Origin of the sequence: Streptomyces sp. NPDC091972 (assembly GCF_044756385.1) — a bacterium.
In the GTDB taxonomy this organism is placed as follows: domain Bacteria; phylum Actinomycetota; class Actinomycetes; order Streptomycetales; family Streptomycetaceae; genus Streptomyces.
Window position 1 is genome coordinate 174331 of sequence record NZ_JBIVSV010000015.1, and the last position, 12122, is coordinate 186452.

General features: G+C 67.4%; 10 protein-coding genes and 3 pseudogenes. 5 read left to right on the forward strand and 8 right to left on the reverse strand.

Annotated features, from left to right (window positions below; translation table 11 throughout):
• The first annotated feature begins 214 nt into the window (after positions 1 to 214).
• From ACIQJT_RS35160 to ACIQJT_RS35170, 3 genes are read left to right on the forward strand one after another with little or no spacing between them, the layout of a single operon-like run.
• Positions 215 to 1237, forward strand: coding sequence for an ABC-three component system protein (locus ACIQJT_RS35160; RefSeq protein ID WP_402649811.1), 1023 nt, complete (start codon positions 215 to 217; stop codon positions 1235 to 1237).
• Positions 1234 to 1695 (forward strand): ABC-three component system middle component 2, encoded by a 462-nt coding sequence (locus tag ACIQJT_RS35165; protein ID WP_402649812.1) that lies wholly within the window; start codon positions 1234 to 1236, stop codon positions 1693 to 1695. Before ACIQJT_RS35160 ends, ACIQJT_RS35165 begins: the two co-directional genes overlap by 4 nt.
• Positions 1688 to 3532 (forward strand): hypothetical protein, encoded by a 1845-nt coding sequence (locus ACIQJT_RS35170; RefSeq protein ID WP_402649813.1) that lies wholly within the window; start codon positions 1688 to 1690, stop codon positions 3530 to 3532. The genes ACIQJT_RS35165 and ACIQJT_RS35170 overlap by 8 nt, the downstream gene beginning before the upstream one ends.
• A 131-nt stretch (positions 3533 to 3663) precedes the next feature.
• On the opposite strand, the gene ACIQJT_RS35175 is transcribed toward ACIQJT_RS35170, so the two are convergent.
• The 4 genes and pseudogenes from ACIQJT_RS35175 to ACIQJT_RS35190 all read right to left on the reverse strand — a co-directional run bounded on the left by ACIQJT_RS35175 (position 3664) and on the right by ACIQJT_RS35190 (position 7066).
• Positions 3664 to 4173 carry a hypothetical protein gene (locus tag ACIQJT_RS35175; RefSeq protein WP_402649814.1) on the reverse strand — a complete coding sequence of 170 codons (510 nt, stop codon included), beginning with the start codon at positions 4171 to 4173 and terminating at the stop codon, positions 3664 to 3666.
• Between the two features lie 493 nt (positions 4174 to 4666).
• A pseudogene (locus ACIQJT_RS35180) lies at positions 4667 to 5260 on the reverse strand (transposase); the annotation flags it as partial.
• A gap of 515 nt (positions 5261 to 5775) precedes the next feature.
• Positions 5776 to 6285 (reverse strand): VOC family protein, encoded by a 510-nt coding sequence (locus ACIQJT_RS35185; RefSeq protein WP_402649815.1) that lies wholly within the window; start codon positions 6283 to 6285, stop codon positions 5776 to 5778.
• A 604-nt stretch (positions 6286 to 6889) separates the two neighbouring features.
• Positions 6890 to 7066 (reverse strand): hypothetical protein, encoded by a 177-nt coding sequence (locus tag ACIQJT_RS35190; protein ID WP_402649924.1) that lies wholly within the window; start codon positions 7064 to 7066, stop codon positions 6890 to 6892.
• A gap of 21 nt (positions 7067 to 7087) precedes the next feature.
• Here ACIQJT_RS35190 and ACIQJT_RS35195 point away from each other — a divergent pair.
• Positions 7088 to 7551 (forward strand): annotated as a pseudogene (locus ACIQJT_RS35195) (transposase family protein); the annotation flags it as partial.
• Between the two features lie 440 nt (positions 7552 to 7991).
• Here ACIQJT_RS35195 and ACIQJT_RS35200 read toward each other — a convergent pair.
• The gene (locus ACIQJT_RS35200; protein ID WP_402649816.1) at positions 7992 to 8282 is read right to left on the reverse strand and encodes a hypothetical protein; all 291 of its coding nucleotides are present in this window, start codon (positions 8280 to 8282) and stop codon (positions 7992 to 7994) included.
• Positions 8283 to 8514: 232 nt separating this feature from the next.
• Here ACIQJT_RS35200 and ACIQJT_RS35205 point away from each other — a divergent pair.
• Positions 8515 to 9200, forward strand: a pseudogene (locus ACIQJT_RS35205) (transposase); the annotation flags it as partial.
• 78 nt (positions 9201 to 9278) lie between these two features.
• Here ACIQJT_RS35205 and ACIQJT_RS35210 read toward each other — a convergent pair.
• From ACIQJT_RS35210 to ACIQJT_RS35220, 3 genes are read right to left on the reverse strand one after another with little or no spacing between them, the layout of a single operon-like run.
• Positions 9279 to 9809 carry an FMN-binding protein gene (locus ACIQJT_RS35210; protein ID WP_402649817.1) on the reverse strand — a complete coding sequence of 177 codons (531 nt, stop codon included), beginning with the start codon at positions 9807 to 9809 and terminating at the stop codon, positions 9279 to 9281.
• A 43-nt stretch (positions 9810 to 9852) separates the two neighbouring features.
• Positions 9853 to 11292 carry a ferric reductase-like transmembrane domain-containing protein gene (locus tag ACIQJT_RS35215; RefSeq protein ID WP_402649818.1) on the reverse strand — a complete coding sequence of 480 codons (1440 nt, stop codon included), beginning with the start codon at positions 11290 to 11292 and terminating at the stop codon, positions 9853 to 9855.
• On the reverse strand, positions 11289 to 12110 hold the full coding sequence (locus ACIQJT_RS35220; protein ID WP_402649819.1) for an FAD:protein FMN transferase: 822 nt from the start codon (positions 12108 to 12110) through the stop codon (positions 11289 to 11291). Before ACIQJT_RS35220 ends, ACIQJT_RS35215 begins: the two co-directional genes overlap by 4 nt.
• Between the last annotated feature and the right edge of the window lie 12 nt (positions 12111 to 12122).

Below are 12122 nucleotides of genomic sequence, written 5' to 3' on the forward strand. Positions count from 1 at the left end.
CCGCCGTCGAAGCGCCGTATCCGGTGCTCAGCGACAGCGTCCTTACCAGCCGTTTGGGCACAGGGGCCACGGGTATGAATCGCGTCTGCTCAGGAGTGATATTGGTTGATGTCGCCTGGCGCAACGGGGGGATGACGGGGTGTCGGATTCGCGCAACGAGGGGCCGGAGGGCGCACAGCCGCCTCCGCTGACAGTGCTGCCCCCTACGCTGCGTATGGCGCCGATGCCGTCACCCAAGCAGATGGTCACCTTCTACGACCCGAACCAGTTCGAAGAGTTCGTCAAGGAGTGGGTTCCGGCTCTGGACGCCAAGTACGTGCTGGTCGAACGGCATGGCGGCTCTGGAGACCACGGTATCGACGTGGCCGGCTACCTGTCGCGGGAGAGGCTGGAGGGGCCGTGGCACAACTATCAGTGCAAGCGGTACGCAGCTGCCGTGACCTGGGCGACCGCGGCCCAGGAGATGCGCAAGATGTTCGTGGCGGCCGCGGCCGGCGAGTTCACCGTCCCCACCCGCTATGTGTTCGTCGCGCCGATCATCTCGCGCAGCCTGCCCCGCCAGTTCGCGAAGCCGACCGAGTGCCGGGCCAAGTTCCTGCAGGAGCTGGCAACGACCAAGGACAAGCTCGTGACACGCCTCACCGATGACCAGCGAGCAGCCGTCCGGGATCTGGCTGCGGCCACAGACTTCGCCATGTTCGAGTGCGTCGACCTGGACGAGATGCTTGAACTACACAAGACGACCCCGCACTGGGCGGACCGCTTCCCCTTCGCCCCGTTCGATCAGGGACCCACGGAGATGGTCCCTCCGCCCCAGCACAGCGCGGACGAAACCCGCTACGTCCAGCAGCTGGTCGACATCTACCGCGAGCGCTATCCCGGAACGATCGACAGCCTGGAACACGTGCCGAGCGTCCAGGAGGCGGACGAGCACCTCAAGCGGCAGCGCGTGGCCTTCTACGCGGCCGAGGCCCTGCGCGTGTTCGCCCGCGACGCCACCAAACCCGCCTACTTCGAGCGGGTGAAGCAGGACGTGTACGACATCGTCGTGGAGGTGGCCGCCCGCTCGTATCCGGACGGCTGGGAGCGGCATGGTGCCGTCATGGAGGCCGCCGGGACCGTCCAGCTGACCCCGACGGCCCTGGTTCCCTTCGTGGAGCCAAAGGCCCGAAAAGGGGTATGCCATCACTTGGCGAACGAGGAGCGTCTGACATGGTGTAGGGAGGGAGAGAAGTGACCCCGCTCAACAGCCCGCTTGAGGTCGGCGTACGCGCCCTCGTGCTCCTGGCCGAGAGCCACCCCGAACCCATGGACCTCGCGCAGCTGGTCGCTTTGGACCACGTGCTGCTCCACAGCGGTGAATACGACGGGCCTCCCAGTCTCCATCCCGGCCTGCCGGGACGTGGGGGAGAGCTCGGAATGAAGCGAGCCGTGCTGGAAGAGGCCCTCCTAGTGCTGATCAGGGCCGGCCTTGCGGGCATAGTGGACCGCAGCGAGGGCCTGATGTACGCAGCCACCGACCGGGGGCCGGTCTTCGTCGACGTCCTGGAGGCGCCCTACGTCGAGTCCCTGCGTGAGCGCGCCGAGTGGGCGGTCCACCAGTTCGCGGCACGCTCGGACTCCCGTGCTGCGACACAGAGGATCGTCGACCGCGCATTCGCCGGACTCGTACGGGGCGGTGCCGACCGTGGATGATCTGCGGCTGGTGCATCTCACCTACGCGGGCATGGGCAAGCCCACCGCGAGCGTGGAGTTCGACCCGGCACTGACGGTGATCTACGGGGCCTCCGACACCGGCAAGTCGTTCATCGTCGAGTCCATCGACTACATGCTCGGCGGCACCCGAACGCCCGAGGTCCCGGAGGCCGAGGGCTACAGCCAGATCCTGCTCGGCCTGCGGCTTCCGAGCGGAGCTGCGCTGACCCTGATGCGCGCACCGCGCAGCAACACCATCCACATCTACCGGGACGATCTGAGGGATCTGGTAACCGGTTTCGCCGATACGCAGGTGACCGCGGCTCACACGGCGCGCAGCAAGAACAGCCTTTCGCTGTTCCTGCTGGGCGAGCTGGGGCTGGCGGATTTGAGGATCCGCAAGAACGAGGCGGGCGGCAGCCGCGGCCTGGCCCTGCGCGATCTCGTGCACCTCTGCGTGATTCCCGAGACCCGCATGGTCGACCCCTTGTCCCCGGTCCTGCACTCGTCCGCCGCGAGCGGGAAGACCGTGGCGGCCTCGGTCATGCGGCTTCTCTTAACCGGGGACAGCGACCCGGACATCGACACCGGCCTCAACGCCGGGCAGCGCCGCGTCAACAAGGGGAAGATCGCCTTGCTCAATCAGATCATCCTCGATCTGCAGAGCAAGCTGACCACGAACGAGAACGTGAGGGACCTGCGGGACCGTCAGGCACGCCTGCAGGCGTCCATCGACGAGCACTCCACCACGCTACGGGTGATCACCGACCGTCACCTCGCGGCGGTCACCGCTCGGATGAGGGCGGCGGAGGAGCTGTCCGCGGTGGAGTCGCGCCTGGCGGAAGTGGGTGACCTGGTCTCCCGGTTCGGGCTGCTGGAGGAGCAGTACCGCTCCGACCTCGCCCGTCTGGAGATGGTGACCGAGGCGGGCAGCCTTCTGGGCTACTTCCGCGTGGGCACGTGTGTCTTCTGCGGTGCCGAGCCAGAACACCAACATCCCGGGCACGGGGAGCACGAGACGACTCAGCTGCACCTCGCGGTGCAGAACGAGACCGCGAAGACCAGTGCCCTGCTGGCCGATCTGCTGCCCACGATCGAAGACCTGCGTGCCCAGTTCGCCGCGCTCGGCGCGCGGCGGACGTCCTTGCTGCAGGAGACGGCCCGCATGGATGCGGAGATCCGCGCGACGGAAGGCGAGCTGGCGCCGCTGCGGGAGCGCATGGAGGAGCACCTGCAGGTCCGTTCGGAGATCGAGCGGAGCCTGGAGCTCCACGTGCGGATCGACGAACTGGAGGAGCGGCGCTCACGGCTGGACGGAGAGACGGTCGGACCGGGGCAGCGGCCTGCTGAGTACGTTCCCAACCGGATCCTGTCGTCTTTCGACGAGATGCTCCGGCGCACGCTGGAAGCGTGGAAGGTCCCCTCGGTGGAGTTCGCGGAGTACGACCAGTACGCCATGGACGTCCGTGCGGGGGGCCGCCCCCGAGCCAGCCGGGGCAAGGGTGTGCGCTCGGTCCTGCACTCGGCGTTCACCACCGCGCTGGCCCAGTTCTGCCTCGGCAACGACCGGCCGCATCCGGGCTTCATCGTCCTCGACTCGCCCGTGGTGACCTACCGGGACCCCATCGCCGACGACCCCGTCGGCGAGGACGTCGACCTGACCTCCCACGTGGTGGACCACTTCTACCGGGACATGCTCGACTTTCCCGGACAGGCGGTCATCATCGAGAACGGCGACCCGCCCGTCGACGTGCTCTCCGAAGCCCGCAGCTACCGGTTCACCGGTACCGGCCCGGGCCGGCACGGCTTCTTCCCCGTCTCCGCCACAGACAGCTAGCAGGACTGCAGGAAGCGGCGCGGCGCCGTCCGGGGCGGTTGCACCGACGGCTTCGCTACGGGGTAGGGGGACCGCTGTTGCCCCAAGAAGGCGTGCCGTGTCCCTGCTCGCTGTTGCGCTTGCGGGAATGCTCAAGTTCGCGTTGCAGAGAGTTCGGCGAAGGCCTGCCCGTCGAGGGCCTGGCTGAGCAGTTCGTGTAGGTGGGGGCTGGCCCGGTGCATGTACGGGGGCAGGCCGGGGTCGAAATCGCGGAGTGTCGCTGGGTGAGGGGCGCGGAAGACGCGCCGGGCGGCATCGGCAGGGTCCGGGCTGTCGAGGATCTCGCTGATGACGGTGAGCTTGGCGGCCGCGGTGACCGGGTCGCGTTGCTGCCTGGAGCTGCTCGGTGATGTGCGGCGCCAGGGGTAGAGGAAGCCGCAGTCGGAGCGCTGCCAGCCGACGTTGCGGTCGGTGTCGTCAAAGTGTCGCCCGGGCGGCAGACCACGGGTCGCCGCTGAACAGGATTTGGGCAGAGATTCGCAGTGCCGCTGCTTTAGCCATGGGTTTTGGCCCTGCAATCCTGGGGGCGTAAGCTCCTTGATTGGACGGCGTACAGAAATCGGTGAAGCCGTCAGCGACAACCGGGTCGGCTCATACTCCACTGCCCGGGGCGCACGTCAACCTCGACCAAGGAAGCTGCCACGGCTCCGAAAAGCATCGCATGACAGACCTCCTGCTGACTTTGCAGCCCGCCCACTTCCGGTTCGAGCGTTGCCACTAAATCAGGCATGGCGTAAAACGCCGCCGCAGGACACGACGCGACTCATCGCTCGGATCGTCGAGTCAGTGCGGGTCGCCGCCCCCTCCGTGAAGGGGCACAACGGCCGGGTTCCGCGGTAGGCCCCGACTGCTGCGCCGAGGATCAGGCTGCTGCCCTGTCCCCTCGAACGCGCTATGTGACGCTGAGGCTTCAGGCCCGCCGCTGCCGATGAGCTGCTCTTTTCACGGTGAGTGACGATCCTCCCGTGCTTGGCCTGCGCGTGGATCAGACACTGAAATCTTTCGTGCGGCAAATGTGATGTAGGTCACCTCGCGAAAGATTTCAGTGCCCTGGTCAGCGAGGTGCCAACTGAAATCTTTCCCGCCATCCGACACGCGCAGCAGGTCCGCCCACGACTCGGTCGACTCGCGCAGTCCCTCGGCCAGCGCGATCAGTTCCTTGGTCCCGTCCAGGCGGACGCCGAGCAGGACCAGCACGCACGAGTGTGTCTGCCCGAGCCGGACCTTCGGGTGGACCCCGTCGGCCCACACGTAGACGAAGTCGCCATCGCCCCACTGCCGCGTCAGCCGGGTCACCGTCGCCGACGACAGACCGGCCGTCGAGCCCAGGAACTGCTCCAGCGCGGGCACGAAGTCCCCGGACGACAGTCCGTGCAGGTAGAGCAGCGGCAGCACCTCGGAGACCTTCGGGGACTTGCGGCACCACGGCGGCAGGATCTTGGAGGAGAACCGCTTGCGCTCGCCGGTGGCCTCGTCCACGCGGCGGTCGTTCACCCGCGGTGCCCGCACCTCGACCGGGCCGGCGGCAGTGACGACGGTCCTGGGCCGGTGATGGCCGTTGCGGACCACCAAACGTCAGCCCGCCTCATCAGTCTCGGCAGCCAACCAGGCTATGTACTGGTTGACTTCCGCTTCCAGCGCCGCGGCGAGCATCCGCCGGACGCCCTCACGGACGATCTCGTCGATCAGGGAGCCGGACTGGGTGGAGCCATCCTCGGTGACTACGCTGAGCGCGGGCGTGCCTTCCCGACCCGCGCGCCAACGCGGGCCTACTCGGTGACCATCACAGGATCATTCGGGAAGGTACGCCCTCCGCATTCCACCCGGGGCTGATCCACAGGTCTTGAGCATTGCTCGCCCTCCGGTGACCACGATGGCCGAACAGGCCGTATAGGCGGTCAAGGAAGGCAAGGTCTGCCTCGTCCGGGCCGCCGTGACGCCCGATCCTGAAGGTGGAGATGTCCACGCTCGACCGGGCCCTTGGGGTGGTGATGTGCAGGTCGAAGGAGGGTCCACCGTCCAGTTGGGTGCTCATTCGATGGGAGAAGGAGTGCCCGGGTCGGGGGCCATTCATCTGCCATACCTGGATCCTGTCGGCTCACGCCCCCGGAGGCCGCCGCTTCCGCTCCGCAGCCGTAACCGACTCGCGTGCCAGGGCCCCAGTCCGTTAGAGGCCATCCGCGAGCTGCCAGGGGCGTCGGGTGTCAGCGGGCAAACCCTCCCTTGGGCTGGATGATCTCCAGATTCGTGCCGTCCGGGTCGTTGAAGTACGCGACCCTGGTGCCCAGGGCTCCCTCAGGAGTTACTTCACCCGCCAGGAACGTGTACTGGTCGCCCAGAAACTCGTACCCGGCCTCCCGCATCCGCTGATACACAGCTTCGAAGTCGTCGACCTGGAAGCACAGGTGCATGGACCCGGGCCGGTTCGCCTTCCCGTCGGTGCGCTCGCCGACCGGGTCCTGGAACTGAATGAGGTCGATACCGAGACCCTCTATGTTGATGGTGGCATATCGCAGCTTCGCGTTTGACAAGCCTTGGGAGCCACCGAACGGGACGCTGTCCATAGTCCCTTGCGCAACGGGTTCCCGTCCGGTCAGAGCTTGGTAGAACGCGACGGAGGCATCCAAATCCGAGACCGAGATCCCGACGTGGGCTGGCTGGGCCAGATTCATCGGGGTGCCAGCAACAGTCATGATGCTCTTCCCTTCCTTCACGACGAGCTCAGGAGGCCGGTTAGACCGGTGATGCGTGCCTTCCTCCGAGTTCCCGAGTGCACAGGGCTTAGACATCCCACCGGCTCCCGTTAGGCGACTGCCGGTTTCCGACGCGCTGAGGGAGGATCTGTACCTGATCGGGGCTGGCCTGCCCCGCCGGTCGAGATGAGGAGCACTCTGTATTCCACCGCGCTGAGCGTCCGCTTGACACGGCCTCCTACGGCCCCCGGCTCTCAGGCAGACGTGGTAACAATTGCTGTCTGAATTGAGAGAGCGAGGCAGGGCAGGCCGCCCTGCCGAGGAACCGGACGCGTCGAGCGGGTTGTCCGAGGAAATCATTGGGACCAGTGGCGACGGCTCACATGGCCGGGGCCCTGGTCATGGATGGGCCAGAAGAGATCGGTTAGGCACGCCTTCTCGATGCCTGCCGTGCCGCGGCCGCCTTTCCTTCGCCCGACCTACCTTTTCGACTGGTGCCGGGGCTGGTACTCCAGCTGTAGATCGTGGTCTTGCTGGTCGGGCACCAGGATTCGTAGCGAAGCGGCGCCCGCCTCGAATGGTCGGGGGGGGAAGCGGTCACTGACGCAGCGGCGCACCGAGTGCGTTATGGGTTAGACAGCGTCTGGAAACGGGGGTCGGCAAGGCTGTCGGCCAGGGCTTGCCGAATCTGAGCGGCCAACTCGAGATTGGACCCTTCGGCGGCTTCCTGTCCCAAAGCCTGCAGCACCCTGATGCCTTCGTTTGCTCTGCCCTGCTGAATCAGAAGTCGGCCTTCCAGCACGGACAGCCTCATTGCACCACGGAGCGGTTGTGGATCGTCGACGGCACCCTCATCCCGTTCCGCGACCGCAAGGTCGGCGCCTCGAGCCGCAACTACCGGTTCTCCGCGAACGTGCAGGTCATCATCGATGCCGATACCCGCCTGGTCGTGGCCACCGCCGTCCGGCTCCGGGCAACATGGCCGACGCTCATGTCTGGCGCAACTGCGGGTTGCCGGAGCAGTGCCAGGGAGGCACGATGCTCGGCGACGGCGCCTACGTCAACACCGGCCTGGTCGTCCCGCACCGCAAACGACCCGGCCGGGCGCTGCTGGTCGGCGAGGAAGCCGACAACGCCGAGCATCGCCGGGACCGTGTGCGGGTCGAGCAAGCGATCGGCCGACTGAAGAACTACAAGATCCTTTGGGACTGCCGACAGCACGGCCATGGCCTCCATCACGCCGTCCAAGCGGTCGCGCACATGCACAACCTCGCTCTGTCCGCGTGATCCGAACAGCCGACGACGGGCCCTGACCTGCAAACTCACGGCCTTCTGCAACGCGCTTGGTCGGGCTGCAGAGGAGGTCGGAGGCAGTCAGAGAAAAGCGCTCCGATTCGACCGGGGTTCGACCCGAGCTGCTCGGAGCCAGTCAGAGGCAATCGCCCTCTGTTTGGTCCCGAATCGGCCGAGGTCGGGGCGGTGTCGAACGGGTCACGACTCCTCTGGCGGCACTCCGAGTCGTTCTCGGTCGAGCCGCGTTGGGGACGTCTGCCTCTGATGCGGGGCCAGGCATACGAAGGCCTCCAGGACGGCAATCCTGAAGGTCTTCGCTTGGCACCGATTGAAGGTCGGCTCCGGACACCACCCGTGGGTTTAGCGGGCCTGGGTGGCGTCCACGTCCTTGCGAGACGACCCCACAGTGCCACACCACACCCCAGCAGACGGACTCACCCCGACGTCCAATTCACCCGAGCGAGCGACTGGGCCTTCACCGGCTGCCTCCGGCTGCGGCTGACCTGGCTCTGCTTGGCGATCTCACCGGCCGCTAAGCGGCGGGGAGCTACAGCGGGCTGGGCTCCGACCGCCGGAGCGTCGTCCTGCGCGCGGACCACCAGGGCGCGGCCGAGCACGGTCACCGGGTCACCGCAGCCATCGCCTGCCACGTGGCTCGTGCCGACGGCACCGTCGACCAGCTCACGCAGCTCCTGCTGCACCCGGAGCACGAAGGCGGACGGCACATCCGCAACATCGCGCTGCGTTCCGGGCAGTCGCGCGCCCTGGACTACGTCCGCCGGTGTGGGCCAGCGCCTCGGATGCAATCAGCACCACCATCGCGCTGAGTTCCCGGCATGAAGCGTACGAAGTCCTCGCCGCACTGCGCGACCGGATCGAAACGACACCGTGGCGCGGGGAGCGTGGGCGGAGAGCCCTGCGGGTGCTGCGGGCTCACCTGAACTTCGCCGAGGGGCACGCTGCCGTATGGCGGGCATCGGCGACGAGATCGCGTTTGAGACGAAGGTGGATGGCCAAGGCGGTGGTCCGCAAGGCCATAGCAGCCCGGATTCCGTTTGGCTGGGTGACTGCGGATGCGGCCTACGGGTTCAGCAAGGGCTGGCGGTTCGAACTGGAGCAGGCGGACGCCTTCCACGTCATGGCCACCACCCGGCACGACACGGTCGTCACCCGCTGGTCCATCGATCACCCCGTTACGACCTGTTCCCCGGCCTGCCGCGGCAGAAATGGACACGCCGTTCCTGCGGCGAGGGCGCCCACGGCCGACAGATCTATGACTGGGCCCGGTGCGGCCCTGGCACCGGGAGGACCGCCGGCATTGGGCCCTCGCCCGCCGCAGCGTCAGCAGGCCCGGGGAGATCTTCTACTACATCGCCTACTGTCCCGCCGAAACCACACTCGACGAGCTCATCCGTATCGCCGGAAGCCGGTGGGCGGTCGAGATATGCTTCCAAGCCGCCAAGCAGGAATACGGCCCGGACGACAGCCAAGTCCGCCGCTATCCCGACTGGCACCGTCACATAACCCTGGGCACGGCCGCCCCCGCCTGCCTCACCGACCGCTGCCCCACCCCCATCGAACACATCCTGCATGGTCGACATGGCGCCGACGACGCCAGCACCAAGCCCGCATCAGCCACTACAAACGACGCGGCCACAGCCCCTGAAAACTGCCCAGCAATCAGCAAACATCGTTGCAGAACTAGACCTAACGAAGCACCGCTAGCCGCCGAAGAACCCGCCGCCGAAGCCGTGTCCGTGTTCCTCGGCCCCGGTGGGTGCCGTGGTGGGTGCGGTGGAGCCGTCGGCCGCCTTGAAGCCAGCCTTGTCCAGGGCAGACTGGAGGGACGCGGCATAGCTCTGGCTGGTGTAGGTCGCACCGCTGACCACGTCGATCGCGGCGCTCTGCTTGGCTAGGGCACTCTGGCGCAAGGCCGGGATTGCAGCGTTGCTGATCTGCACGGACTGGGGCTCATTACTGGGGATTTGCAGTGGCTTGACGTCTGTGATCTTCCCGCTCTTGATGGTGACTTGCACCTGGGTGTCGCCGAACTGGGTACTGATGACCGCACCGGTGACGGTAGTGGTAGAGCCGCTCTTCGAGACGGTGGCGTCCTGGCCGGTCGAGGAAGAGGGCGAGGATGAAGAGGAGGATGAGGAGGCAACCGTCGGGGTGAGCTCATGGGGTTTGAACAGCAGCACGCCGGTGGTGCCGATCACGGTCGCGACCAGGACGATCGGTGCACGTCGCATGGGAATCTCCAGATAGTGAGGGGACTGCGGCTGGTGCGGGTTCTCAGAACGCGAAGTCCTCGCGATGGATGTGGCGGGCGGGTACCCCGGTATCCCCGGCGGCGGTGACGACCGCACGGGTGAACTCGTCGGGGCCGCAAACGAAGACGTCCCGGTCAGCGATGTCGGGGACCAGGGCGTGCAGGGACGGCGCGTCCAGCCGGACCTCCTCCCGCGGGCCGGTCAATGTGTGCAGCAGACCGTGACGTTTGGTGATCAGACGCTCGAACTCGTCGAGGTGGGCGATGTCTTGGGGGCGCCTGCCACGCAGCAGGACGACGACGTGGGTGTCTCGCGGCAGGTCGTCGAGGAGGGCGCGGATGGGGGTCGTGCCCACGCCGGCGCCGACGAGCAGGACGTTCCGGGACTGGCGTGCATCGGCGGTGAAGACCCCGTACGGGCCCTCGAACGCCACCCTGGTGCCCGGAGTCAGCCGGGGCAGGGCTGTGCTGTGGTCGCCCAGCTCTTTGACGGTGATGCGGAGATGACCCGCCTGGGGCGCGGCCGACAGCGAGTAGGGGTGGGCCTGCCACCACATCTCGCGGCGCAGGAACCGCCACATCATGAACTGGCCGCCCGCCGTGGGAAGGTTCTCCAGTTGCCGCCCACGGAGCACGATGGACCACGTGTTCGGCCCCACGCAGGACACCTGGGCCACGCGCAGGTCGTGCCGGACGGATCGGTACAGCGGCAGCCCGACTCGGAAGGCGAGGACGACGATGAGGGCGCCCACCCACAGCGAGGTCCACCAGGCCGTAGCCAGCGGGTGCCCCACGAACGGCGCGCCCGTGTCGATCTGGTGGACGAACGAGAGGCCGAGGCCCAGGTAGGTGTAGAGGTGGACGGCCCACCATGTCTCGTACTTCATCCGGCGTCGCGCCCGCCGGTAGGAGGTGATCCCGGCGGCCAACAGCAGGGTGCTGCCCACGGAGGCTGACAGGACACCGGGGTAGCTCCACAGCAGTCGGCCGATCTCCGCCAGGATCCCGGTACGCGCTGCGCGTGCGTATCCGACGGTGATCAGCACGGCGTGGGCCAGCAGCAGGTACAGCCCCCAGGGAGCCAGTCGCCGGTGCCAGACGATCAGCCGGTCCTGGCCCAGGGCGCGTTCAAGCGGGGGGATGCGTGCCGACAGCAGGATGACGATGACCATGACGTAGCCGCTGAGCATGCCGGCGACGCGACCGAGTGCGGTGGCGAGACCGCCCGGCGCGTTCAGGGCGCTGACGGTCTGGGCGCCGATACTGAGCGCGAGTGAGATGCCCAGACCGAGTCCGGCGGCCGCGGCCAGCGCGTCGACGACGAGCGGGCGCCGGGGAGCGGGAAACTTGCGAGCCGTCCGTACGTAGCGCTGGGAAGAGGGGGGCACGGACGGCGGGGGCCAGCTGCGCGGACGAGCGGACGGCTTGGGCGGCGGCTGCTGGGAGAGACCGGGCGTGGTCACGGGGACTCCTTTACTGGATCGGCCAGGGGGAAATCCGGGGTGACATACACGCGTTCGTCGTCCAACACGGTCATTGCCTCGTACCGGTCGAGCCTCAGTGTCCAGTCGACGGCTCCGCGTCCCATGGCGAAGGCCGCGGTCGCGTACGCGTCCGCAGTACCCAGGTCGGGGCCGCAGACGGTGACGGACAACAAGCCGGTGGGGGCAGTTCGGGTATGCGGGTCGATGATGTGTGCACCGCGCTCATAGGTTCCCGAGGTCGCCACCGCGAGGTCGTTGGCGTGCACCACTGCGGCCACGGCGCCGCGGTCCTGGGGGTGCTGGATCCCGATCCGCCAAGGCGGACCGTCTCCGCCTGTGCCGCCGCGACTGCCCCGGCAGATGACGTCTCCGCCCGCCGTCAGACAGAAGTCGGTGAACCCCCACTCCGCCAACATGTCCGCGGCCCGCTGCAACGACCAGCCCTTCACCAGGGCGGACGGGTCCAGCAGCCCCGTCGCCCACACGTCGAAGTACCCGGCAGTCTCCCGACGGAGTTCCTCGCATCTGCCGAGCACCAATTCCACCTCGACGCCCGCCTGCTCCGGCAGCAACTCGTCGCGGCCGATACGGGAGACAGCGCTGTCCGGGCGGTAGGTACTGAAGAGCGCGTCGACCTCGTGCAGCCAGCGCACCACCCGGCGGGCACCCGACTCGGCCTCATCCTTACCGCAGCGGCGCAGGTCGATGGAGACGACGGTGCCCATCACGTGCTCGACATGGACGTATCGTGCGGGCAGGCCGGTCGCAGAGTCGGCAGGGCCTTGAACACTGCTCATGGGGGCTCCTCG